Consider the following 23,885-nt stretch of genomic DNA (forward strand, 5'->3'; position numbering starts at 1 on the left):
AGCATTTGCTATGTGAAAGTAGGACATTGCCAGGCTCCAAATAAGAGAAACCCGTTGCAGCGATGTAACGGGTTTTTTGCTGTCTGGGTTTTAATAAATAGCCGAACTCAGTAGTGAAACGAAACAGCTCGAAGGCGAGCCCTACGAAAGGCCGCCCCGAGACAATGATAATGTACATTTGCTATGTGACTCTCTACCGCTGTGGGCATTACGACATCGCTAGGCTCCAAATACAAGAAAGCCCGACTCGAAAGAGCTGGGCTTTTTTACGTCTGCAGAAAAGTAAAAATACATTCCAGATATTATTCTCACAATCTCCACCACCTCCGTAGCGTGGGTTGAGTATCACGAAACCCGCGGCAAAAGCCCACCACAGAACTCACACTCTTTGTATTAAAGGCTTCAATTTCAGCTTTAATAGCTGTTTAGCATGCTAAACCCGCTATTGAAAAGTGCTCTTTTATCCCAAGCTATAGTTATAGAGCATCTACACACTTATTTATGGCGAGTTTCTATGTTAAATAAACAAAGGCATATTTACACAAAAGATCAGGTTCGCTCCTATGAGGGAGAGGCGGCTAAGCAATGTGGAATAGATTTATTTACTTTAATGCAGCGAGCGGGAGAGGCAGTATACAAGCAGTGGCAGTCTTTTAACGCTAAGCTTACTTTGATTATTGTAGGTAATGGCAATAATGCGGGTGATGCTTACATAGCCGCGTGTTTAATTAAGGACTCTGGTGCAGAGGTTAAAGTTTGCGCTATAGATCCTGTTAAAACACTCAGTGGTGACGCTGCTAAAGCGAAGCAGCTATGGCTTGATAATGGTGGCATAGTTAACGAGTTTGCAAAGAGTGATTTAAATTGCTGTGATTGTGTGATTGATGGGTTACTAGGTACTGGGCTTAATTCACCTGTTCGCGAAAATTATTGTGAGATTATTACTGCCATCAACCAAAGCGAAAAGCCTGTTTTAAGTATCGATGTTCCCTCAGGGATTGATGCAAATACAGGTGAAGTATTAGGCGCAGCTATTCAGGCAACAAAAACACTTACTTTTATTGCGATTAAACAAGGCCTTTCTACAGGGACAGGTAAACAGCATGCCGGTGAGTTGATTCTCGATGAATTAGCAATTGAAGATACTTTTAGTCAACTCGCTTCACCTTCTGCTCATTTAATAAATATAGACAGCTTTAAACGTTTGGGCTCTCGGGCTTTAAATAGCCATAAGGGCAATCATGGCAAGTTATTATGCGTAGGTGGCAACCAAGGTACTGCGGGAGCAATTAGGCTCAGTAGTGAAGCTGCGCTACGAGCAGGTGCGGGGATGGTGAAGGTTTATACGCATCAAAGCTCTATTATGCCAATAAGCATAGGTAGGGCAGAATTAATGGTCATGAGTGAAAACCTTGAACAGGCTTTAGAGTGGGCAAGTTGTGTTGTACTTGGTCCTGGACTTGGGCAGGATGAATGGGCTAAAAAAACGTTTTGCACAGTAATGCACTATTGCCAAGAGCACAATACGCCGCTTGTACTTGATGCTGATGCACTTAATTTATTAGCTGAAAATGCAAGTGCTTATACGTTGGCTCAATGTGTCCTAACTCCGCATCCTGGTGAGGCGGCTCGGCTCATTAGCAAAAACACTTCTGAAATAGAGTCAAATAGGTTTGAAAACGTGCGACTATGCGCAAAACGGTATAATGCTACTTGCATATTAAAAGGCGCTGGGTCTTTAATTGATAACGGTAAAAGTACTTGGGTGTGTGAAAATGGTAACGCAGCACTTGCCGTGGGAGGGAGTGGCGACGTACTTACAGGTATTATTGGTGCATTGCTTGCTCAAGGGCTTAGTATCGATGAAGCAGCGCGATACGGGGTAACTCTTCATGCTCGAGCTGGTGAAGTTGCGGCTGAAGAGCAAGGGCAGCGCGGCATGCTACCCTCGGATTTATTTCAAATAGTCAGGTCGTTAATCAATTAAGTATTTAGCTCTGTTGAATAAGATCCCATTTGTTACCATAGAGATCTTCAAATACGGCCACCGTACCGTAAGGCTCATTGCGAGGCTGCTCATGAAATACTACGCCATTTTCTAGCATGCTTTCGTAGTCGCGCCAAAAGTTGTCAGTGTTTAAAAATAGCCATACACGGCCACCTGCTTGATTGCCAACAGCGTTAAACTGCTCAGGCTCTGTGGCTTGTGCAAGTAATATATGTGTGCCGTTTGAGTTGGGTGGAGTTATTAACACCCAGCGTTTTCCATCACCTAAATCCGTATCTTCCACTAATTCAAAGCTTAATTTTTTTGTATAAAATGCGATTGCTTCGTCATAGTCTTTTACAACAAGAGCAATACTACCTATATGCTGCTTTGGCATAACTTAAAAACCTTAAGTTGTTTTATGTCGGTGTATTTTCACATATCAATACAGGGTTGAATAGTATAGGTAAATGTTTATTAAAGCTTATTTTAAGGGGGGTTGTACGTTATACATTGGCTTCGCATATAGGGTTAGTAGTAAAAGGGTTCACTCTATTTTAAACCCTATAGCATGCTTAAAGCGTCCTTAAAGAGTGTTTTAATTTACGTAGCTAAACTGGCTTACTCATCTTCATTAGTAGGGTCGTCACCTGAGTCTTCTTTTCGTTTACGCTGCTCTTGCTTGGCCTTTTGAACATTTTCATAAGTAGGGGGTGGAATAGGCATAAGTGAAATTAGTGGAAAAAATGCTAAAAATAAATACGCTCCTTTAGACATGCTCTTACCCCATATAACAAGCTTAAGCATAATCCAAGCAATAAATACCACTAACCCTGTTATAAGTGATACCAAAATAAAGAAGGTGATTAATTCATTATTATTAAGCAAATCCTTTTACCTTTAATCCAATAACTCATGGTATAGATGTGGAGATAAATTAAGCAATAACAATAGGCTTGTATTAAAAAGCAAAAACCCAGCCGAAGCTGGGTTTTTATATAAGCAAGGTGCTTAAAGGAGGATGATCACATCATGCCGCCCATACCACCCATTCCGCCCATGCCACCCATATCAGGGGCACCAGCAGCTTCTTCTTTAGGGATTTCAGCAACCATTGCTTCGGTAGTGATCATTAGACCCGCAATCGAACCTGCAAATTGTAGTGCAGAGCGCGTTACTTTAGTTGGATCTAGGATACCCATTTCAAGCATGTCGTTGTATTCGCCAGAGGCTGCGTTGTAACCGTAGTTACCTTCGCCACCTTTAACAGCGTTTATTACTACCGACGCTTCGTCGCCTGCATTTGTTACGATTTGACGAAGTGGTGCTTCCATTGCACGAAGTGCAACTTTAATACCATGGTTTTGGTCTTCGTTGTCGCCAAGTAGCTCAACTAGCTTGCTAGCAGCACGTACAAGAGCAACACCACCACCAGGTACTACGCCTTCTTCAACCGCTGCACGAGTTGCATGTAATGCATCTTCAACACGGTCTTTTTTCTCTTTCATTTCAATTTCAGTCGCTGCGCCTACTTTAATTACTGCAACACCGCCGGCAAGTTTAGCCATACGCTCTTGTAGTTTTTCTTTATCGTAGTCAGACGTTGCTTCTTCAATCTGTGCTTTAATTTGAGCAACACGGCCGTTAATGCCATCTTCTTCACCCGCACCATCAATGATAGTTGTATCATCTTTAGTGATTACTACACGCTTAGCAGTACCTAGGTCTTCGATAGTTGCTTTTTCAAGCTCTAAACCAATTTCTTCAGAGATAACAGTACCGCCAGTTAATACGGCGATATCTTGTAGCATTGCTTTACGACGGTCGCCAAAACCAGGGGCTTTAACTGCTGATACTTTAACAATACCGCGCATGTTGTTAACTACAAGCGTTGCAAGTGCTTCGCCTTCTAGGTCTTCAGCAATGATTAATAGTGGCTTGCTTGCTTTAGCAACGGCTTCTAATGTAGGTAGTAGCTCACGAATGTTAGATACTTTTTTATCTACAAGTAGAATGAACGGGTTGTCTAGCTCAACAGCGCCTTTTTCAGCGTTATTGATAAAGTACGGAGATAGGTAACCACGGTCAAACTGCATGCCTTCTACAACATCTAGTTCGTTCTCTAGTGATTGACCTTCTTCTACAGTAATAACACCTGTGTTACGGCCTACTTTTTCCATTGCTTGTGCAATGATGTCGCCAATTTCTTTATCAGAGTTAGCTGAAATAGTACCTACTTGTGCAATAGCTTTAGTATCAGCACATGGTACAGATAGCGCTTTAAGCTCTTCTACTGCAGCGATAATTGCTTTATCAATACCGCGCTTAAGATCCATTGGGTTCATACCCGCAGCAACCGCTTTAAGACCTTCGTTTACAATAGATTGCGCAAGTACAGTTGCGGTAGTAGTACCGTCACCCGCTGCATCATTTGCTTTAGATGCAACTTCTTTCACCATTTGTGCACCCATGTTTTCAAACTTGTCTTCAAGTTCGATTTCTTTTGCTACAGATACACCATCTTTGGTGATCACTGGAGAGCCAAATGATTTATCTAGTACTACGTTACGGCCTTTAGGACCTAAGGTCACTTTTACTGCGTTTGCTAGGATATTTACGCCTGTTAGCATTTTAGCGCGTGCGTCACCTGCAAAAAGTACTTCTTTTGCTGCCATCTTTAATTTCCTCTAAATTCTTAAATGTTTGTTAAACGAAAAGTAGGGTTAGCCTACAATGCCTAAAATGTTGTCTTCACGCATGATCAGGTACTCTTGACCTTCGATCTTTTCAGTTTTTTCAACATATGAGCCAAATAACACAGTGTCACCGGCTTTTACTTCTAAAGCTCTAACGTCACCGTTATCTAGAACGCGACCATTGCCAACAGCAATAACTTCTCCGCGAGTTGATTTTTCAGCTGCAGAGCCAGTTAATACAATACCGCCAGCAGACTTGGTTTCTTCTTCTAGACGCTTAACGATTACGCGATCTTGTAAAGGACGAATGTTCATTTTTTTAGTTCTCCTAACAGTTTCTGAACAGTACAGAAAAAAGCTTTTCTAATTTGCATTCATTAATGGGGGTAGAGTGTAAAATTCCAAGAGAAAAATCGATAAATTTTTAATCTTTTCTCTCATACTCGCCATCAATGGTAGTTGGTTTATTTACATGCTGTTGTTCTTGCTGCGAGTGTGGGTGTTGTGTAAAGGCTGAAGAGCCTTGCTGTGCACCTGTGCTCATGCGTACCGTTGCCTGACTAGCAAGGCCTGCAGCAAGTTTATTGCGTATTGAGGGGGTTAATAATAGTAGGCCGAATACATCGGTCATAATGCCTGGGGTTAGCAATAAAACACCCGCAATGATCACGCAAATACCGGTAAATAATTCTTTAGCTGGCATTTGTCCTTGGGCCATTTGGCTTTGTGCATTTTGTAATGCACCCATACCTTGTTGTTTAACCATTCTGGCGCCCAAAATAGCCGTAACAATCACTAGGGCTATAGTCGCAAACCCACCAATTACATCGCTAACCTGTATTAGTAGCGCAATTTCGATGATAGGAATGATAATAAACAACACAAATAAAAATCTAAACATAGGGCTCTCTAAATTATGGCACTCAAAAGAGTGGATGAAATATAAGTGAGGGTGAAAGGGTCTATTTTCAAGGTTGAGCTTAAAGTGATTAATAATTGCTTAATATCTACAATTATTCATCGCCTACACATTACACTAGCTATCAGATACTATTGCATTAGTTCCCTATAAATTAGTAAAGGTTAATTATGACTACGCAATTTAAAATGATATTTACCACGTGCAAAGATGAGGCTGAAGCACGCACTTTAGCAAAAGCACTTGTAGCGCAAAAATTAGCGGCGTGTGTAAATATTTTACCAAATATGACCTCAGTTTATATGTGGGAAGGCGATGTTGCCCAAGAGATAGAAGCAAAGCTACTGATTAAAACAAAATCAGAAAAAATGAATGATGTTTTTGAAACCATCAAAAGTTTACACAGTTACGAAGTACCCGAAATTCAAGTGGTTGATGTGGCCACTGGTAATTTGGCTTATTTTCATTGGATGGATGAGGTATTAAATTAATGCGGTTTTTCTTTTTATTATTGGTTAGCTTGCTGGCGCTTCCTGCAAAGGCAAACACCAATAATGTGCTAGGTGATTTACTTGCCCCGCCACAGCAAACCTTTTTACCCGTAGACCAAGCGTTTGTATTTGATTTTGATCAGCAAGGTAGCACTTTATTTGTGGGGTGGGATATAGCCCCTGATTATTACCTTTATAAAAAGAAAATAGAAATTATCGCTAAAGGCGCCAACATAAAGGTCGGCGATGCCGGTACTGGCGAAATAATTGAAGACGAGTTTTTTGGCAAAACCGAAGTTTTTTTCAATAGTGTGAGTGTTATAAGTAAGCTCAGTAGTGTTACAGAGGGTGCTGTTGTAAAGGTGCGCTATCAGGGCTGTGCCAAAGCAGGGCTGTGTTATCCGCCTGAGGTTATTAGTATTCCTTTAAGCATTATTGCCTCAGAGCAAGCGCAAGGTAAAAACTCATCTGCTAATGCCGCTGATACATTAAACGCATTGACTCCTTCTGTAGACTCAACGCGTAGCCAAAGTAATACAACCACTCAAGATTTAAGTTTTACAGAGCGATTAGCAAGTCAAAGTTTAGTAACCAATTTACTCATATTTTTTGCTGTTGGGGTGGGGCTTGCGTTTACACCGTGTGTGTTCCCTATGTTTCCTATTTTATCGAGTTTAATTGCAGGGCAGCAAAATCTATCTACTAAAAAAGCGTTTGCGTTGTCGTTTGTATATATACAAGGTATGGCGCTTACTTATGCTGCATTAGGGTTAGTAGTGGCGGCCTTAGGCGGGCAAGTGCAGGGGTATTTACAACACCCTTATGTACTTATTAGTTTTAGTTTACTGTTTGTATTGCTGGCAATGTCGATGTTTGGCTGGTACGAAATTAAGTTACCCAGCGCCATGATGAGCAAGCTAACGCAAGTCAGTAATAACCAAAAAGGCGGCAATTACCTAGGTGTGTTTTTAATGGGGGTGTTGTCAGGGTTAATTGCATCACCTTGTACCACAGCTCCGTTATCTGCTGCGCTATTATTTGTAGCGCAAAGTGGTGACTACCTTGTCGGTGGTTTAACCCTGTATGTATTAAGTTTAGGAATGGGCCTACCGCTTTTATTACTCGGTACGTCTGGTGGCAAATTGCTTCCTAAAGCTGGCGGTTGGATGGAGCAAGTTAAAACGTTATTTGGTTTTATTATGCTTGTTGTGCCACTTATTTTATTGGAGCGCATAATTAGCGCCGACATTATTTTACTTATGGCGGGTATTTTAGCACTGGCAACGGCTGTTTATTTACACTATTGGCAGAGTGCTCAGCCACAAAGCACGCTTAAAACAGTGCTTTGGTTTAGTGCTACATTTTTAGTAGTTACTGGTTTTACATTAGCTAAAAACGTTATTTGGCCGCAGCAACAGGTTGAGCAGGTTAGTCAGCAAAGTAATGAGTTTAAACAAGTGGCTAATTTAACCGAGCTAAAAAACGCTGTTGCTGAAGCTAATCAGCAAGGCAAACTGGTGATGGTTGATTTATACGCCGATTGGTGTGTGGCATGTAAAGAGTTTGAACATTACACATTTCCAGATGCCAAAGTACAGAGCGAGTTTAGCCACTATCAGTTAATTCAAATCGATTTAACGCAAAGTGATGACACCACCATTGAGCTAATGGAAGAGTTCACTGTGTTTGGTTTACCCAGTATTTTGTTTTTTAACACACAAGGGCAAGAGCTAAGTTCAGAGCGCGTTACAGGATTTTTAAACGCTGATGATTTTGCCACCCACCTAGCTGCAGTGCGCGCCAGCGCACAATAATAGTGCAATTTAGCCGCTTGGGCTTACCAAGTGGCTTGCCTCCAATTACGTCATATTTATTACACCTCCAGAGATTAGACCAGTATTTTGCTGCTATTTACATCGAACTGACTATAATAGTTGGCTAACGTGAGAATTTGTTGCAATTTTTGTTTTTTATACTTACTTTAGTGTACAAAATTAGCTCGCAACGGCTTAACTCATTACTTAGAGGATATATCGCGTATTATGGCTGCAAAATTTAAACTTTTAGTTATAAATGGTCCAAATTTAAACATGCTAGGAAAGCGTGAGCCAGAAAAGTACGGTTTGCACACTCTTGGTGAAATTATGAGCGAACTAACGACTGCCGCAGAGGGTCTAGATGTTCAGCTTACGCATTTTCAAAGTAATAGTGAGCAAGCCCTTATTGAAAGAATACACGATGCTTGGCAGGCAGTTGATTACATAATTATTAATCCTGCTGCATTTACGCATACTAGCGTCGCTTTACGTGATGCATTGTTAAGCGTTGATATTCCTTTTTTTGAGGTGCACTTAAGTAATGTGCATGCACGTGAAGCATTTCGTCACCATTCGTATTTTTCTGATGTGGCGCAAGGTGTGGTATGTGGATTAGGTGCAATGGGTTACCACGCAGCATTGAACGCTGCCGTGAGCCGGTTGCAAAACTCGAATTAATTTAAACTAACAAACTTATAGGCGGGTCGTTCATGGATATTCGCAAGATCAAAAAGCTAATCGAATTAGTAGAAGAATCAGGTATTGCTGAGCTAGAAATCACTGAAGGTGAAGAATCAGTACGTATTAACCGTAACAACATGAGCGCAGGTCCTGCTTACGCTCAGTACGCACCACAGCAATTGGCTGCTCCAGCGCCTGCGGCACCAGCACAAGCTGCGCCAGCCGTTGAAGCCGATGCTACACCAGCAGCGCCTGCAGGCCATCAAGTTAAATCACCTATGGTTGGTTCATTTTACTCAGCAGCTTCTCCAGAAGCGCCAGCATACGTAGAAGTAGGTTCTCAAGTAAAAGTAGGTGATACTTTATGTATCGTTGAAGCAATGAAAATGATGAACCAAATTGAGTCAGATAAAGCGGGTACAGTTACAGCTATTTTAGTTGAAAATGGCGAACCAGTAGAATTTGATCAACCTCTATTCATCATTGAATAATTTAGTAACCTAAAGGCCAACTCTTATGTTAGATAAAGTAGTCATTGCAAACCGAGGTGAAATAGCACTTCGCGTATTGCGCGCCTGCAAAGAGCTTGGGATCAAAACGGTTGCTGTGCATTCAACGGCGGATCGCGATCTTAAGCACGTATTACTTGCAGATGAAACCATTTGTATCGGTAGACCTCCAGCCACTGAAAGTTACTTAGATATTCCGCGCATTATTGCGGCTGCTGAAGTAACAGACGCTGTAGCGATTCACCCAGGGTATGGTTTTCTTTCAGAAAATGCAGATTTTGCTGACCAAGTTGAGCAAAGCGGCTTTGTATTTATTGGTCCAAAAGGCGACACTATTCGTCTTATGGGCGATAAAGTATCGGCAATCAATGCAATGCGCAAAGCCGGTGTACCATGTGTACCAGGTTCTGACGGACCAGTATCGGATGACAAAGAACGCAACATGCAAATTGCAAAGCGCATTGGTTACCCGGTAATTATTAAAGCCGCTGGTGGCGGTGGTGGCCGTGGTATGCGTGTAGTACGTAGCGAAGCTGAATTAATTGATTCAATCGCACTTACTCAACAAGAAGCGAAACAGTTTTTTGGTAATAGCATGGTTTACATGGAAAAATTCCTTGAAAACCCTCGCCATATTGAAATTCAGGTACTTGCTGATGGACAAGGTAATGCTGTTCATTTAGGTGAGCGTGACTGTTCTATGCAACGTCGTCACCAAAAAGTAGTTGAAGAAGCGCCTGCTCCAGGTATAACGGCAGAAGTGCGTAAATTTATTGGTGAGCGCTGTACACGTGCATGTATCGAAATTGGTTACCGTGGTGCGGGTACGTTTGAGTTTTTATACGAAAACGGCGAATTTTACTTCATCGAAATGAACACCCGTATTCAAGTTGAGCACCCAGTGACTGAAATGGTAAGCGGTGTTGATTTAATTAAAGAGCAGCTAAAAATTGCTGCTGGGCAACCGCTATCTTTCACGCAAGATGACGTGGTTATCCGCGGCCATGCAATTGAATGTCGTATTAACGCAGAAGACCCAGAAACGTTTATCCCGTCGCCGGGTAAAATTACCCGTTTCCACCCTGCAGGTGGTTTAGGTATTCGTTGGGATAGCCATATTTATGCTGACTATACAGTACCCCCACATTACGATTCGATGATTGGTAAGCTTATTACTTACGGTGAAAACCGTGATGTGGCTATTGCCCGTGCTCGTAATGCGTTGAACGAATTAGTTATTGATGGCATTAAAACAAACACGCCATTACATAAGAAAATTCTTGCAGACGAAAACTTCCAAAGTGGTGGTACAAATATCCACTACCTTGAGAAAAAACTAGGGCTATAAAGCCCCAGTTAATTAAAACCGGCTTAGGCCGGTTTTTTTATGCCTAAAACGCCAATTTATCGCCTTCAAGAAATATTCTGGTATGATTAGCAAAGATGCGCTTTTAGTAAATTTTTGAGGTAACAATGACGCGTAGTTTTGAAGCTCACCTAAATGATGAAATAGCCACAGTAGCAATGGGTAACAAAGTGGCTGCTATTATAGAGCAAGGTGCAGTAATTTATTTACACGGTGATTTAGGCGCAGGTAAAACAACATTTACGCGTGGTGTAGTGCAAGGCTTTGGCCACACTGGTAAGGTAAAAAGCCCAACCTATACGTTGGTAGAGCCATACGAACTGACACGTGCTAATGTATATCATTTTGACCTATACCGGTTAGGCGATCCTGAAGAGCTTGAGTACATGGGTATAAGAGATTACTTTTCTGAGCAGGCTATTTGTATTGTTGAGTGGCCAGAAAAAGGGGGAGAGTTTATACCAGTTCCCGATTTAGACATTACCTTAAGTTACGTTGGCGATGAACGCAAAATTGTTATTAATAGTGCCAGCGAGCGCGGAATAGCAATTGTCGAAAAACTAACTAACCCAAACCCGAGTTAATATACTTACTAACACATTGAAATATAAAAGCATCAAAGTTACCTTTTTAGTTGGCGTACAAAATAGCGGCTTAAGGTAGATTTACTATCCAACGTTTAGGTTAATAAGCTAATAGCGGGTTAAGGCGCCCGCTCTCATAATAATAAATAGTTAAGGCAATGGTAGTTATAATGAATCGAGGTGTAGTTAAACTTTTTATTTGTTTCATAGTTTTCGCTGTGAGCTTACCGTTGTGGGCAAAAAATACCATAAATAGTGTACGAGTATGGCCCTCGCCAGATAGCACGCGGGTGGTATTTGATTTAGATGATAAGCCCGATTTCAGCTATTTTATGCTTAAAAACCCGAGTCGCTTAGTGGTCGACCTTGAAAACACCAAAGGGTTAAAAGTATTACCGAGTATTCCTTCTAAACACAAAATTGTTAGCAAGCTGCGCTATTCAAAGCCTAAAAATAAACAAAGTGTACGTTTTGTATTTGAGCTAACCGCGCCTATTAAGCCGGTTATTTTTGCGCTGGCACCTACTGGCCCGTACAAAAACAGGCTGGTTGTGGATTTATATAATAAAAGTGAACCCGCAGTAAGCACTACACCTGCCCAAAAAGCAGCTAAAAAGCGCCAATTAAGCCAAGAGCGAGACATTGTTATTGCAATTGATGCGGGCCATGGCGGAGAAGACCCAGGTTCTATTGGCCCCTCTGGTACGTATGAAAAAACCATTACTCTACAAATAGCTAAACGTTTAGAGCGTATGATTGACGGCGAACGTGGCATGATTTCGCGCATGGTAAGAAGTGGCGACTACTTTGTTAAGCTTAATACCCGTACCAACCGAGCACGCCAGAAAAAAGCCGACTTTTTAGTGTCAATTCATGCTGATGCATTTACCAGCCCTGGGCCAAATGGTGCTTCGGTGTGGGTGTTATCGCTTGGTCGCGCTAATTCTGAGATTGGTAAATGGATAGAAGATAAAGAAAAACACTCAGAGCTTTTAGGTGGTGCAGCTGATGTAATTAAAGATGCTGCTAACGAAAAGTACCTCGCGCAAGCGCTACTCGATATGTCTATGGACCATTCAATGAAAACAGGGCTTAGTGTGGCTGAAGAAGTAGTAAAAGAGCTAAAAAAGGTCGCTAAATTACATAAAAAAGATCCACAACATGCAAGTCTTGCCGTATTAAAGTCGCCAGATATTCCTTCCATTTTGGTTGAGACAGGTTTTATTTCAAACCCCCGTGAAGAGCGCATGTTAAAAAGCGCTAATCATCAGGAACGCTTAGCTAAAGCGATGTTTACGTCTATAAAAAATTATTACTTAAAAAACCCACCTGATGATTCGTTATTTGCAAAGCTTAAATCGCAGTACCCAACTAAGCATAAAGTTCGCCCAGGTGAATCGCTAAGTCTATTAGCGAGTCGGTATGGCGTATCGGTAGCCAAATTAAAGCAAGTTAATCAACTACGCTCAAACACCTTGTTTATAGGTCAAGAGCTGGACATACCGCAGAGTTGATGTTTATTAAACCTGTACACGTATTAGGGGCCTCATGAGTATTGAAATATTACCTGCACGATTAGCTAACCAAATAGCGGCAGGTGAAGTGGTTGAACGCCCGGCTTCAGTGGTTAAAGAACTGGTAGAAAATAGCTTAGATGCGGGCGCTACGCGTGTGCAAATAGACATAGAGCGGGGTGGTCACAAGCTTATTCGTATTCGTGATAATGGCTCAGGTATTGGCAAAAATGAGCTCACTTTAGCGCTTTCTCGCCATGCAACAAGTAAACTTAAATCACTCGATGATTTAGAAAACATTTGCTCCTTAGGCTTTAGAGGGGAAGCGCTTGCATCTATTAGTTCGGTATCGCGTTTAACGCTTAGCTCAAAGCCCAAAGCACAAGATGCCGCGTGGCAAGCGTTTGCACAGGGGCGCGATATGGACGTGCAAGTAAAGCCGGTAGCCCACCCAGATGGCACAACGATAGAAGTTAAAGATTTATTTTTTAACACCCCAGCAAGGCGCAAGTTTTTACGCACCGAAAAAACCGAATTTAGCCACATTGATGAGCTTATAAAGCGTATTGCACTGAGTCGTTTTGATGTGTCGATTACACTGACGCATAACCAAAAGGTGGTTAGGCAGTACCGTGCTAAAACCGAACCAAATCAAGCGATTACTCGGGTTGCGCAAGTTGCAGGTAAAGCCTTTGCTGAGCAAGGATTGCATATTCAATCTGGTGAAAGTGGTTTACAGCTACATGGTTGGGTATTGCCAGTGGGATCAGCTAATACCACGCAATATACATATGTAAATAATCGCATGATGCGCGATAAGCTAATTTTACATGCTATACGTCAGGCGTTTGAAGAGGTAAGTGGAGCGCAAGAACTCCCAGGGTTTGTTATTTATATTGATATTGACCCAAGGCAAGTGGATGTAAATGTTCATCCTGCTAAGCACGAGGTGCGTTTTCATCAAGGCCGGTTAGTGCACGACTTTATATTACAGGCAATTAAGCAAGTAGTTGTGCCTCTACAAGGCGAATTTGCAACTAATCAAGCGCCCACAGACGATTACCAATCCTCGGCGTTTATTGAGCAGCCAAGTCATGCGGCTAATAACCAGCCAGTTCAGCAGGGGTATGATTACCCTAAGTCACAGTTGCAGCCAATAGATTCACAAAACGGTGGTTTTACTAGTCGTGCCTCCTCTAATCGCGCAGGGTCAGGTGGTGGCGCTACGGGGTATGCTTCACCGTCTCAAAAACATGGTGCAAATCATCACGATGTAAATGCATTTTATCAAGGGGTGAGTGAGCAACAAGCCGCTCATTTTGAGCATAGTGTATCAACGCAGCCCGTTACTGATGAAAGCGCTGCACACGCATTAAAAAGTGTGCAGGTATTAAATGTAAATAAAGGCGTGTGTGTATTTACTCAGCAGCAGCAGTTATTTTGTTCACACTATAAGCATGCACTTGTTGATTACTGGCATGCACAAATAAAAGAGTTGGGTAATTTAGAGGGTAAAGCCTTGCTACTACCAGTAAGGGTTAACCTTGAAAAAGCTGACTGCGAACTAATAGCTCAGCAGCAATCGTGGTTTACTTTATTAGGCTTTGAGCTAGTTATTGAAAAACAGTTTGTGATGGTTAAAAAGCTACCCACGTGTTTATATTTACTTGAAGTATCAGCTGCGGTTGAAAACTTGCTTAGCGCATGTAAAACACAGCTCAACGAGTTACAAGCGTGGCTTACATGGCAGCTTAGTTGTGTACCAGAACGCTTTTATGAAAGTAATGTATTTATTGAATTACAAATTAGCTTACAAAATAATCCGCAAACAATTGAACGTTTAAAAGAAAAAGCAGTTAAAATAGACCTAGAACACTATTTAACGCAATTAAATTAAGGTACCCGTGTTGAGCAATTTACCGGTCATATTTTTAATGGGCCCAACCGCAGCTGGTAAAACAGCGTTGGCAATTTCACTGTGTGAGCACTTAAATACAGAAATAATCAGCGTTGATTCAGCGTTAGTGTATAAAGGTATGGACATAGGTACGGCAAAGCCCGATGCAGAAGAGCTTGCTCGTGCTCCGCATCATTTAATTGATTTACTCGATCCGAGCGAAACCTATTCGGTCGCCGATTTTAGACGTGATGCGATAAAAAAAATTGATGAATTCCATCAACAAGGTAAAGTACCAATATTAGTGGGTGGCACCATGATGTACTTTAAATCTTTAATTGATGGATTATCGCCACTGCCTGAAGCCTGCCCAGTAGTTAGGGCTGAGCTTGAAGCGCAAGCAAAACAATTTGGCTGGCCACATTTACATCAAGAGCTGGCTAAAGTAGATCCGCAAGCGGCCGACAAAATAAGTGAAAATGATTCACAAAGAATAAATCGAGCTTTGGAAGTTTACCGTATTAGTGGTAAAACAATGACTGAATTGCAAAAGCAAAAGCAGCCAACGTTACCTTATACTTTTCATCAATTTGCGATTGCGCCTGATGATCGCAGTGAATTACATCAGCGAATTGAAAAAAGGTTTAAAATAATGATAGAACAGGGGTTTGAAAAAGAAGTTTCGACCCTATATCTACGTAAGGATTTACACCCCAATATGCCTTCTATTCGTTGTGTAGGTTATAGACAAATGTGGGATTATCTTGCGGGTGAAGTAGACCATGATGAGATGGTTTTTCGCGGCATTGCTGCAACGCGTCAACTGGCAAAACGTCAGCTAACGTGGTTACGGAGTTGGCCTGATGTTACTTGGTTAACAACAGACGATGAAGAAAACTTGCATCGCGTAGTAAGTTCGCTAAGCTAGTAGTAGTTGCGAATTATTTAATTAAATAAGTTCAGCTACTTAAATTATAATAACACCTAGAACGAAGGAACAATAACATGGCAAAAGGCCAATCGTTACAAGACCCATTTTTGAATGCACTACGTCGTGAGCGCATTCCAGTATCAATCTTTTTGGTAAATGGCATAAAATTACAAGGTAAAATTCAGTCATTTGACCAATTTGTTATTTTACTTGAAAACACTGTAAACCAAATGGTGTATAAACACGCAATTTCAACAGTTGTACCTGCTCGTGCAGTCAACTTCCAAGGTGTTCAAGGGAGCGATGACACTGAAGAGCAAGAACCAGGAAATATTTAATTAGGAGCGTAATGCTTGTTTGACCGCTATGAATCCGGCGAACAGGCAGTCTTAGTTCATATCGACTTACCTAAAGATGGCGATCGTGAAGATCTTCATGAATTAGAGTTGTTGGTATCTTCTGCTGGTGTTAGTAGTTTGGCGGTTGTGCAAGGCAGCCGCCAAGCACCACATCCGAAACTATTCGTCGGTACCGGTAAAGCAGAAGAAATAGCTGAGATTGTCAAAATCCACAATGCAGATGTTGTCATCTTTAATCATCAATTAAGTCCGTCTCAAGAACGTAATTTAGAGCGCGTTTGCCAATGTCGTGTACTTGATAGAACAACACTTATTCTTGATATTTTTGCCCAAAGAGCCCGTACCCACGAAGGTAAGCTACAAGTAGAGCTTGCCCAGCTTAGGCATATGTCTACTCGATTAATCCGAGGGTGGACTCACCTTGAGCGCCAAAAAGGGGGAATAGGTTTACGAGGCCCAGGCGAAACACAGCTTGAAACCGATAGACGTTTATTGCGCGCGCGCATTAAAAATATTCGTGCCCGATTAGCCAAAGTGGCTGTACAACGTGAGCAGGGTAGACGTGCGCGTACGCGTAACGAAATTCCTACCGTGTCGCTTGTAGGGTATACCAATGCGGGTAAATCAACCCTGTTTAACCGTATAACAGACTCAGATGTATACGCAGCGGATCAGCTTTTTGCCACGCTTGATCCAACACTACGTAAACTTGATATAGGTGATGTTGGTTCGGTTATTTTGGCCGATACAGTGGGATTTATTCGCCACTTACCACATGACTTAGTGGCAGCCTTTAAAGCAACATTAACAGAAACGCGTGAAGCCGACCTACAATTACATGTAATTGATGTGGCAGACCCGCGCAGACGCGAAAACATAGAGGAAGTACAGTCGGTTTTAAAAGAGATTGAAGCTGATGAAGTACCGCAATTATTAGTTTATAACAAAATTGATGCGCTTGACGATGTAAGCCCACGAATTGATCGGGATGACCAAGGGCAGCCTATAAGAGTATGGTTATCTGCACAAACCGGCGAAGGGTGTGAGCTACTTAGCGAAGCAATAAGTGACCTGCTTGCTAAGAAAATGCTTAGTGGTACGTTATTACTTGCCCCTCAATATGGCCGCTTAAGAGCGTCTTTATTTAGCTTAAGTGCAGTCCATGAAGAGCGCTTTGATGAACATGGTAACTGGTTGTTGGATGTACGTTTACCTATGGTTGAATGGAACCGATTAATTAAAGAGTTTGGTCCTGAAATTGAGGGTTTTATCAATCGCGATTAAAAATTGGCATATAAATGTCGGTTTTTGTATGAGAAACGCGGTAGATTTGATAGATTTAACACAATTTCCTAATTTATTTAGATAACAATGGAGTATAGCTATGGCCTGGAATGAACCGGGTAATAATGGCAATGACAAAGATCCGTGGAACAATAAAGGCGGACGTGATCAAGGCCCACCTGATTTAGACGAGGTGTTCCGTAAGTTTAGCAACAAGTTAGGCGGCATATTTGGCGGTAAAAAATCCGGCAATAATAGTGGCGGTGGACTTGGCGGAGCCGGTATTTCATTTATCCTCATTATCGCCGCAATTGTGTGGGCGTTAAGTGGTATTTATACGGTTAAAGAAGCCGAACGTGGTGTGGTACTGCAATTTGGTAAGTATGACCGTATTGCAGAGCCAGGCTTACGCTGGAAAATGACCTTTATTGAAACGGTTATCCCGGTAGATATTGAAGCTGTGCGTTCATTATCTGCATCAGGGTTTATGCTAACGGAAGATGAAAACGTAGTAAGCGTTGAGTTTGAAGTGCAATACCGTGTTATTGACCCGTACCTTTACAAGTTTAGCGTAACTAATGCTGATAACAGCTTAGAAGAAGCGCTTGATAGCGCGTTACGTTACGTTGTTGGCCATGCAAAAATGGACCAAGTACTGACTAATGGCCGTGAAGTTGTTCGTCAAAATACGTGGGATGAGCTTAATAAAATCATCGAACCGTATAACTTAGGTTTAATTGTGACCGATGTGAACTTTAAAGATTCACGTCCACCAACTGAAGTAAAAGATGCATTTGATGACGCTATTGCCGCACAAGAAGATGAAGAGCGTTTTATCCGTGAAGCAGAAGCGTATGCACGTGAAATTGAACCGCGCGCGCGTGGTCAAGTAACACGTATGACGCAAGAAGCAGAAGGTTATCAAGAACGCATTACACTTGAAGCACAAGGTGAAGTGGCTCGTTTTGAAAAGCTATTACCTGAGTATCAAGCAGCTAAAGAAGTAACGCGCGAACGTTTATACATTGATGCTATGGAAGAGGTGCTTAGCAGCAGTTCTAAAGTCATTGTTGATGTTAAAGGCGGTAACAACATGATGTACTTACCACTTGATAAAATTATGGAAAAGCAAGGCACTGCAACACGTGTAGCTTTACCAAGCTCAAGTGATATTCAAGATTTACGCAATAAAGTAAATACATCACGAAATAGCACTGTGAATAGCGGTAATGACCGTTTTAACAGTGATCGCTTTAACAATAACGGGAGATAAGCGTAATGAAAAACTTTAGTTTAGTCATACTATTAGCTGCCATTGTTATGTCTTTCTCTGCGGTATTTGTAGTACCTGAAGGGCAAAAAGCGATTGTGCTGCTATTTAGCAAAGTTGAAAAAGACAGTGAAGACAAAGCCGTTGTATACAGCCCAGGCCTTCACTTAAAAGTACCATTTTTTAGCCAAGTACGTCGTATTGATGCACGTATTCAAACGCTAGATGGCACGCCAGACCGCTTTGTAACAAGCGAGAAAAAAGACTTAATTGTTGATTCGTTTGTTAAATGGCGCGTAAACGACTTTAGCGCATTTTACCTTCGTGCTCGTGGTGATAAGCAATACGCTGAAACACTACTAAAGCAAAAAGTTAATAATGGTCTGCGCACTAACTTTGGTACGCGTACTATTCGCGAGATTGTATCGGGTGAGCGTAGTGAGCTAATGGAAGAGGCGTTAGTACAAGCTTCTGAAAGTGCGCGCGAGTTAGGTATTGAAGTACTTGACGTGCGTGTTAAGCAAATTAACTTACCACAAGAAGTGAGTAGCTCTATTTACCAACGTATGCGCGCTGAGCGTACTGCTGTTGCAAAAGAGCACCGCTCGGAAGGTCAAGAAAAAGCAGAAACTATTCGTGCTAATGTTGACCGCCGTGTAACGGTAATGCTTGCTGATGCAGAGCGTAATGCGCGCTCAGTACGTGGTCAAGGTGATGCAGAAGCTGCCGCTATTTATGCTAAAGCATACAACAAAGATCCAGAGTTCTTTGGTTTTGTTCGTTCTTTAGAGGCGTATAAAAAGACCTTTAAAGATAAACAAGATGTTATGGTACTTTCACCAGATAGTGACTTCTTTAAATATATGAAAGGCGCTGCAGCGCAATAAGCGATGCCTTAATCATTTAAAAAGTTATAAAGCCCCGCCTATGCGGGGCTTTTTGTTAAGCATAATTTAAAACTTTAAATTACTGTTATATATGTGGTTATTTAAAAAGTGTGATGGCCTAAAAAATACGCGCAGAAAAAATAAGCTGAACAGGGGTGATCTTTACTTCCGTTTTCTGGTAAAATCTCGTCCTAATTTTCTCGAAGTGAATTTACAATGGGTAAAAACGTTGTTGTATTAGGCACCCAATGGGGTGACGAAGGTAAGGGTAAGGTTGTTGATCTCCTTACAGACAAAGCATCTTTAGTAGTTCGATACCAAGGTGGCCACAATGCGGGTCATACTTTAGTTATTGACGGTGAAAAGACAGTTCTACACCTTATTCCATCGGGTGTATTACGTGACAATGTTAAATGTGTGATTGGTAATGGTGTGGTTTTATCACCAGAAGCGCTAATGAAAGAAATTGGCATGTTAGAAGAGCGTGGCGTACCTGTACGTGAGCGTCTTTTAATTAGTGAAGCATGTCCGTTAATTCTGCCTTTCCATGTTGCATTAGATGTAGCTCGCGAAACTGCTCGCGGCGACAAGCCAATTGGTACAACTGGCCGTGGTATCGGTCCTGCGTACGAAGATAAAGTAGCCCGTCGCGGTTTACGCGTAGGTGACTTATTCAATCCAGAATTATTCGCAGCTAAACTAAAAGAAGTACTTGAATACCATAACTTCACTTTAGTTAACTACTACAAAGTAGATGCTGTTGATTTCCAAAAAACGTTTGATGATGCAATGGCTGTTGCAGACATCTTAAAAGCAATGGTTGTTGATGTAACTGAGCTTTTAGATCAAACACGTTTAGCGGGCGAACACATTTTATTTGAAGGTGCACAAGGTACATTACTTGATATCGATCACGGTACTTACCCTTATGTAACCTCTTCAAACACCACTGCTGGTGGCGTTGCGACTGGTGCTGGTTTTGGTCCATTAAACCTTGATTACGTGTTAGGTATTATTAAAGCGTACACTACACGTGTTGGTTCTGGTCCTTTCCCTACAGAGCTTTACGATGGCCTTGAAAAACAAGACCCAGTGGGTAAGCACTTAGGTGATAAAGGTCATGAGTTTGGCGCGACAACAGGTCGTTTACGCCGTACTGGTTGGTTAGATGCTGTGGCAATGCGCCGCGCAGTTCAAATCAACAGCATCTCTGGTTTTTGTTTAACTAAGTTAGATGTTTTAGATGGTTTAGAAACGCTTAAAATCTGTACTGGTTACCAGCTTGAAGATGGCACAGTGACTAATGTAACGCCATTAGCTGCTGAGGGTTACGAGAAAGTAACACCAGTATATGAAGAGATGCCAGGTTGGTCTGAAAACACAGTTGGTGTAACTAGCCTTGAAGGCTTACCAAAAGCTGCGATTGACTACATCAAGCGTATCGAAGAAATCACAGGTGTACCTGTTGATATTATTTCTACCGGCCCAGATCGTGTAGAAACAATGGTACTTCGCAACCCGTTTGCTTAATCACCATTAGTTTAAAAAAAAGCTGCTTTTTGCAGCTTTTTTTATGCCTAAAATTCACCTTGGAACGATCTTTGTATATTATTTGATAAGTTTTATTTTATACGTGGTAAACATGCGCCTATCTATCTGTAACACTTTTCTAGCGTCTTTGCTCACTCCGTTACTTTTATCTATAAGTAGCAATGTGTTAGCTGAAGAAACGCCCGCTGCGGTGCCGCTTTATACCGAACCGGAGCTGATTGCACTAATAAATAAAAATACACATTTGCAGCGTGTAAAGGCAGATGATTGCCAATTAGTACAAGATATAGAGGCAAGGGCCAATAAAATGGCGCTGCCATCTTACCAATTTTTATATGGCGATATGCTGGCATATAACGTGTGTGTTGAACGCAATGTGGAATTAGGTGTGTACTACATGCGTAAAGCGGCTGAACAAGGCTTAGCGGCTGCGTTAGAGCAGCTTGGACGTTATTACGACACGGGTCGCTTAGTGCAGCAAGATAAAGCGATGGCCATTACCTACTTACGAGAGGCCTCAGCGCAAGGGAACTTAAAAGCACAGCTAAGGCTGGTGAAGCTTTTTAATGCAGGCTACGGAAGCCCACGTGACTTTGAAGATGCGTACCGCTGGTTATTCAATGCCATGGTGGCAGATAAAGCAACCCATAAAAAAATTGAGCGTGCGCTTAGCTTACTCGCTAAAAAAATGCCCGATAGTGTTGTTGCCCGCGCCCGATTGCCCATGTAAGTGCCGATAATGCACGCTATTTTTATAAAATAAAAAAGCCCTAATATTTAATTAGGGCTTTTTTGCAATAACGAAAAGAGGTTAGCTCTCTTCTTTAGTTTTTGATTTTGCGGGGTCTTTTAATACCGACATTTTTGGCGGCTGAAGTGCAAAGATACGCTCTCCCTCTTGCGGTGGCTTTTCCATATTACTGGTAAATGGGCGAAGCTTAACTGGCGTATCGTCGTCGTTGTCTTTATCACCTTTTAAAATAAACAACGGGATCGCTTCAGGGTTCATCTCTTGGTATTTTTCCCAATCAAATTCTTCTGAAATACGCGTCGCACTTACTTTACCGCCTTTAGCAATAATACTGCTTAGGCGAGCGTAAGAGCCATCTTCACCAAACAAAATTTGTCTAGATAGGAATGTTGCACTGTCTTTATTCGCTTTAGCATGCGAGGTAGATGAGCGTAGTGAAAATACATTTTTTTCATTCAACAAGTGAGAAAAATATTGTACACCAAGCGCATTATGGTGGCGGTTTGGTGAAAGTGCTAATACCGTTCTTATTGTTGTGAGCGGCAAGTAACGCTCAGCATGCTCTGATTGTGGGTTACCATAATAACAGGCAAGGCCGTCCATACGAGCCATTTTACAGTTCTCCCATGCGGGGTCTGATAGATGAACAGGAATGCTTTGCTCTTGTAAACCTTTACCTATAGCGCGAGATACATGGTTTGCACCAATAATCAGTATGGTATTTGGAGAAGGTTGGCGCACGCCCAATAGTTTAGCAACAGGAATAGCAGTTAAGCTTTGCAATACCACAGTGATGATAATAACGGTAAATATTAACGGTACCATTTTTTCTGCATCAGCTACGCCAGCTTCCATCATACTTAGCGCAAACACCGACCCAACAGCAGCTGCAACAATACCTCTTGGGGCTATCCACGATAGCACCAAGCGCGATTTCATTGGCAAGTCAGTACCAAAAGTAGATATAGCAATACACAATGGGCGCGCTATAAATAACACCACTGCAAGGAATATAAATACGTCGCTGTCTAACATCATCAAGTCAGAAAGCTGTAGCCGCGCAGCAAGTAAAATAAACAGTGATGATATTAAAATCATCGATAAGTCTTCTTTAAACTCAAGTACAGAATCGATTTCTAAATCATTTTGATTAGCAAGCCAAATACCAAATACGGTAACAGCCAATAATCCCGATTCGTGACTTAAGTGATTAGATACCGAAAAGCTAATAAGCACCAAGGCAAGTATGCCAAATTTATGTAACTCGAACGGTAGCCATTCACGGCGCATAAGCTGTGTGGTGATCCAGCCCGCAACAACACCGATAGAAAGCCCCACGCCGACTGTTTTAACAAGTGCAACAATAGTGTGGCTAAGCACTTCTCCTTGGCCTACCAGCATGACTGCTTCAAATACAAGCACAGCAAAAAGAGCGCCGATTGGGTCAATTACAATGCCTTCCCATCGTAATATACGGTCAATATCTTGTGTTGGGCGCATCGAATTAAGTAAAGGGGCGATTACCGTAGGCCCTGTTACTACTAGCACAGCGCCTAATACTGCAGCCACCCGCCAGTTAAGCTCAAGTAACCAATAGGCACTTAAGCTTATTACCACACAGGTGGTGATCATGCCGATAGAGCACAGGTTACGTACGACCTTACTTATGCCTTTTAACTCTCTAAAGTGCAAAGTAAGGGAGCCTTCAAATAAAATGACAGCCACACTCAGTGATACAACAGGAAATAATAAATCACCCAGTAAAGCATCAGGGTCTAATACACCACTAAACGGCCCTAGCAATAAACCGGTAAGCAATAAGAACAAAATAGCGGGTACTTTAAACGCCCACGCTACCCATTGGGCAAGCACCGAACAAAGTGCGATACCGGCTATATAAATTGCTGACATAAATTAAGAATTCCTTATTTATCACAATGTGAAAAGTATAACTTTTGTTAAATATTAATACAGGGGTATACACGTGAAATGTTTAATTTGCTAATAAAATTTTAGCGCTTAATACAAAAATTGTAGGTTAAACTTATTGATTTATTTATAAAAATTGAATTAAAACTCAAAAATAAATATAACCTCTTGATTTTAAATGATTAACCGCTTAGAAGTGAGGCGGAGCTCTACATTAGAGTGATTTTTAGCCTTGATCTTACCCCTTGAAATGTCGTATTATATTTAGAGTTCAAACAATTAGTCATCTAAATATAATTTTGCAAAATAACGGTATGTATTAATACTAGCGTCATATTTGCCCTGTAATAATAGATTTGTACGCTATTTTTACCATTAATTAGTAGCTATTGTATTATTGAATATCTTGGTATGGTTTTTTCAAACAAGTTTATTTAAGCAATTAAGTAAATAAATGTTTGA

Annotated in this window: 22 protein-coding genes; 16 read left to right on the plus strand and 6 right to left on the minus strand. The window is 41.5% G+C overall.

Annotated features, from left to right (window positions below; all coding sequences use genetic code 11):
- Positions 1–514 precede the first annotated feature (514 nt).
- Positions 515–1,987 (plus strand): NAD(P)H-hydrate dehydratase, encoded by a 1,473-nt coding sequence (locus OIZ54_RS14005; RefSeq protein ID WP_264390637.1) that lies wholly within the window; start codon positions 515–517, stop codon positions 1,985–1,987.
- Between the two features lie 4 nt (positions 1,988–1,991).
- Here the strand turns inward: OIZ54_RS14005 and OIZ54_RS14010 are convergent, their stop codons facing one another.
- From OIZ54_RS14010 to OIZ54_RS14030, 5 genes are all read right to left on the minus strand, one after another.
- Positions 1,992–2,384: a VOC family protein gene (locus OIZ54_RS14010; protein ID WP_004587679.1), complete on the minus strand. Its 393-nt coding sequence runs from the start codon at positions 2,382–2,384 to the stop codon at positions 1,992–1,994.
- 224 nt (positions 2,385–2,608) lie between these two features.
- Entirely contained in the window at positions 2,609–2,875 is a 267-nt protein-coding gene (locus OIZ54_RS14015) for a hypothetical protein (protein WP_084554425.1), read from the minus strand.
- A 137-nt stretch (positions 2,876–3,012) separates the two neighbouring features.
- Positions 3,013–4,662 (minus strand): chaperonin GroEL, encoded by a 1,650-nt coding sequence (groL, locus tag OIZ54_RS14020; protein WP_004587677.1) that lies wholly within the window; start codon positions 4,660–4,662, stop codon positions 3,013–3,015.
- Between the two features lie 48 nt (positions 4,663–4,710).
- On the minus strand, positions 4,711–4,998 hold the full coding sequence (locus tag OIZ54_RS14025; RefSeq protein ID WP_004587676.1) for a co-chaperone GroES: 288 nt from the start codon (positions 4,996–4,998) through the stop codon (positions 4,711–4,713).
- A 109-nt stretch (positions 4,999–5,107) separates the two neighbouring features.
- Entirely contained in the window at positions 5,108–5,584 is a 477-nt protein-coding gene (locus OIZ54_RS14030; protein ID WP_004587675.1) for an FxsA family protein, read from the minus strand.
- 188 nt (positions 5,585–5,772) lie between these two features.
- On the opposite strand from OIZ54_RS14030, the gene cutA reads away from it, so the two are divergent.
- The 15 genes from cutA (at position 5,773) to OIZ54_RS14105 (ending at position 21,473) form a co-directional block, all read left to right on the plus strand.
- On the plus strand, positions 5,773–6,093 hold the full coding sequence (gene cutA, locus OIZ54_RS14035; RefSeq protein WP_004587674.1) for a divalent-cation tolerance protein CutA: 321 nt from the start codon (positions 5,773–5,775) through the stop codon (positions 6,091–6,093).
- A complete protein-coding gene (locus OIZ54_RS14040; protein WP_264390638.1) occupies positions 6,093–7,907 on the plus strand; it encodes a protein-disulfide reductase DsbD in 1,815 nt (604 codons plus the stop codon). Before cutA ends, OIZ54_RS14040 begins: the two co-directional genes overlap by 1 nt.
- Before the next feature lie 228 nt (positions 7,908–8,135).
- On the plus strand, positions 8,136–8,588 hold the full coding sequence (gene aroQ, locus OIZ54_RS14045; RefSeq protein ID WP_024031479.1) for a type II 3-dehydroquinate dehydratase: 453 nt from the start codon (positions 8,136–8,138) through the stop codon (positions 8,586–8,588).
- 32 nt (positions 8,589–8,620) lie between these two features.
- Positions 8,621–9,082, plus strand: coding sequence for an acetyl-CoA carboxylase biotin carboxyl carrier protein (accB, locus tag OIZ54_RS14050; RefSeq protein WP_096042395.1), 462 nt, complete (start codon positions 8,621–8,623; stop codon positions 9,080–9,082).
- A 25-nt stretch (positions 9,083–9,107) separates the two neighbouring features.
- Positions 9,108–10,448: an acetyl-CoA carboxylase biotin carboxylase subunit gene (gene accC, locus OIZ54_RS14055; RefSeq protein ID WP_024031477.1), complete on the plus strand. Its 1,341-nt coding sequence runs from the start codon at positions 9,108–9,110 to the stop codon at positions 10,446–10,448.
- Between the two features lie 125 nt (positions 10,449–10,573).
- Entirely contained in the window at positions 10,574–11,050 is a 477-nt protein-coding gene (gene tsaE, locus OIZ54_RS14060; protein ID WP_096042394.1) for a tRNA (adenosine(37)-N6)-threonylcarbamoyltransferase complex ATPase subunit type 1 TsaE, read from the plus strand.
- A gap of 170 nt (positions 11,051–11,220) precedes the next feature.
- Entirely contained in the window at positions 11,221–12,564 is a 1,344-nt protein-coding gene (locus OIZ54_RS14065; protein WP_031289362.1) for an N-acetylmuramoyl-L-alanine amidase, read from the plus strand.
- Positions 12,565–12,598: 34 nt separating this feature from the next.
- Positions 12,599–14,461: a DNA mismatch repair endonuclease MutL gene (gene mutL, locus OIZ54_RS14070; RefSeq protein WP_096042393.1), complete on the plus strand. Its 1,863-nt coding sequence runs from the start codon at positions 12,599–12,601 to the stop codon at positions 14,459–14,461.
- A gap of 10 nt (positions 14,462–14,471) precedes the next feature.
- The gene (gene miaA, locus OIZ54_RS14075) at positions 14,472–15,389 is read left to right on the plus strand and encodes a tRNA (adenosine(37)-N6)-dimethylallyltransferase MiaA (protein ID WP_029772607.1); all 918 of its coding nucleotides are present in this window, start codon (positions 14,472–14,474) and stop codon (positions 15,387–15,389) included.
- 77 nt (positions 15,390–15,466) lie between these two features.
- Complete coding sequence (gene hfq / locus OIZ54_RS14080) at positions 15,467–15,730, plus strand: RNA chaperone Hfq (protein ID WP_004587665.1); 264 nt, start codon at positions 15,467–15,469, stop codon at positions 15,728–15,730.
- Between the two features lie 15 nt (positions 15,731–15,745).
- A complete protein-coding gene (gene hflX, locus OIZ54_RS14085) occupies positions 15,746–17,035 on the plus strand; it encodes a ribosome rescue GTPase HflX (RefSeq protein WP_024031472.1) in 1,290 nt (429 codons plus the stop codon).
- 100 nt (positions 17,036–17,135) lie between these two features.
- Positions 17,136–18,308, plus strand: coding sequence for an FtsH protease activity modulator HflK (gene hflK / locus OIZ54_RS14090; protein ID WP_004587663.1), 1,173 nt, complete (start codon positions 17,136–17,138; stop codon positions 18,306–18,308).
- A 5-nt stretch (positions 18,309–18,313) separates the two neighbouring features.
- Complete coding sequence (gene hflC / locus OIZ54_RS14095) at positions 18,314–19,192, plus strand: protease modulator HflC (RefSeq protein ID WP_004587662.1); 879 nt, start codon at positions 18,314–18,316, stop codon at positions 19,190–19,192.
- Positions 19,193–19,408: 216 nt separating this feature from the next.
- On the plus strand, positions 19,409–20,722 hold the full coding sequence (locus OIZ54_RS14100) for an adenylosuccinate synthase (protein ID WP_004587661.1): 1,314 nt from the start codon (positions 19,409–19,411) through the stop codon (positions 20,720–20,722).
- A gap of 112 nt (positions 20,723–20,834) precedes the next feature.
- Complete coding sequence (locus OIZ54_RS14105; protein ID WP_024031471.1) at positions 20,835–21,473, plus strand: tetratricopeptide repeat protein; 639 nt, start codon at positions 20,835–20,837, stop codon at positions 21,471–21,473.
- Positions 21,474–21,554: 81 nt separating this feature from the next.
- On the opposite strand, the gene OIZ54_RS14110 is transcribed toward OIZ54_RS14105, so the two are convergent.
- Positions 21,555–23,405 (minus strand): cation:proton antiporter, encoded by a 1,851-nt coding sequence (locus tag OIZ54_RS14110; RefSeq protein WP_096740241.1) that lies wholly within the window; start codon positions 23,403–23,405, stop codon positions 21,555–21,557.
- Between the last annotated feature and the right edge of the window lie 480 nt (positions 23,406–23,885).

It is taken from the genome of Pseudoalteromonas sp. A3, assembly GCF_025942345.1.
GTDB lineage: Bacteria > Pseudomonadota > Gammaproteobacteria > Enterobacterales > Alteromonadaceae > Pseudoalteromonas > Pseudoalteromonas atlantica.

Excerpts from the sequence above, each read along its gene's own strand:
- accC (WP_024031477.1), top strand. The coding sequence starts at position 9,108 with ATGTTAGATAAAGTAGTCATTGCAAACCGAGGTGAAATAGCACTTCGC.
- OIZ54_RS14065 (WP_031289362.1), top strand. The coding sequence starts at position 11,221 with ATGAATCGAGGTGTAGTTAAACTTTTTATTTGTTTCATAGTTTTCGCT.
- hfq (WP_004587665.1), top strand. The coding sequence starts at position 15,467 with ATGGCAAAAGGCCAATCGTTACAAGACCCATTTTTGAATGCACTACGT.
- mutL (WP_096042393.1), top strand. The coding sequence starts at position 12,599 with ATGAGTATTGAAATATTACCTGCACGATTAGCTAACCAAATAGCGGCA.
- OIZ54_RS14040 (WP_264390638.1), top strand. The coding sequence starts at position 6,093 with ATGCGGTTTTTCTTTTTATTATTGGTTAGCTTGCTGGCGCTTCCTGCA.
- OIZ54_RS14025 (WP_004587676.1), bottom strand. The coding sequence starts at position 4,998 with ATGAACATTCGTCCTTTACAAGATCGCGTAATCGTTAAGCGTCTAGAA.
- hflC (WP_004587662.1), top strand. The coding sequence starts at position 18,314 with ATGAAAAACTTTAGTTTAGTCATACTATTAGCTGCCATTGTTATGTCT.
- hflK (WP_004587663.1), top strand. The coding sequence starts at position 17,136 with ATGGCCTGGAATGAACCGGGTAATAATGGCAATGACAAAGATCCGTGG.
- OIZ54_RS14105 (WP_024031471.1), top strand. The coding sequence starts at position 20,835 with ATGCGCCTATCTATCTGTAACACTTTTCTAGCGTCTTTGCTCACTCCG.
- OIZ54_RS14030 (WP_004587675.1), bottom strand. The coding sequence starts at position 5,584 with ATGTTTAGATTTTTATTTGTGTTGTTTATTATCATTCCTATCATCGAA.
- OIZ54_RS14005 (WP_264390637.1), top strand. The coding sequence starts at position 515 with ATGTTAAATAAACAAAGGCATATTTACACAAAAGATCAGGTTCGCTCC.
- accB (WP_096042395.1), top strand. The coding sequence starts at position 8,621 with ATGGATATTCGCAAGATCAAAAAGCTAATCGAATTAGTAGAAGAATCA.
- tsaE (WP_096042394.1), top strand. The coding sequence starts at position 10,574 with ATGACGCGTAGTTTTGAAGCTCACCTAAATGATGAAATAGCCACAGTA.
- OIZ54_RS14010 (WP_004587679.1), bottom strand. The coding sequence starts at position 2,384 with ATGCCAAAGCAGCATATAGGTAGTATTGCTCTTGTTGTAAAAGACTAT.
- OIZ54_RS14110 (WP_096740241.1), bottom strand. The coding sequence starts at position 23,405 with ATGTCAGCAATTTATATAGCCGGTATCGCACTTTGTTCGGTGCTTGCC.
- cutA (WP_004587674.1), top strand. The coding sequence starts at position 5,773 with ATGACTACGCAATTTAAAATGATATTTACCACGTGCAAAGATGAGGCT.
- groL (WP_004587677.1), bottom strand. The coding sequence starts at position 4,662 with ATGGCAGCAAAAGAAGTACTTTTTGCAGGTGACGCACGCGCTAAAATG.
- aroQ (WP_024031479.1), top strand. The coding sequence starts at position 8,136 with ATGGCTGCAAAATTTAAACTTTTAGTTATAAATGGTCCAAATTTAAAC.
- OIZ54_RS14100 (WP_004587661.1), top strand. The coding sequence starts at position 19,409 with ATGGGTAAAAACGTTGTTGTATTAGGCACCCAATGGGGTGACGAAGGT.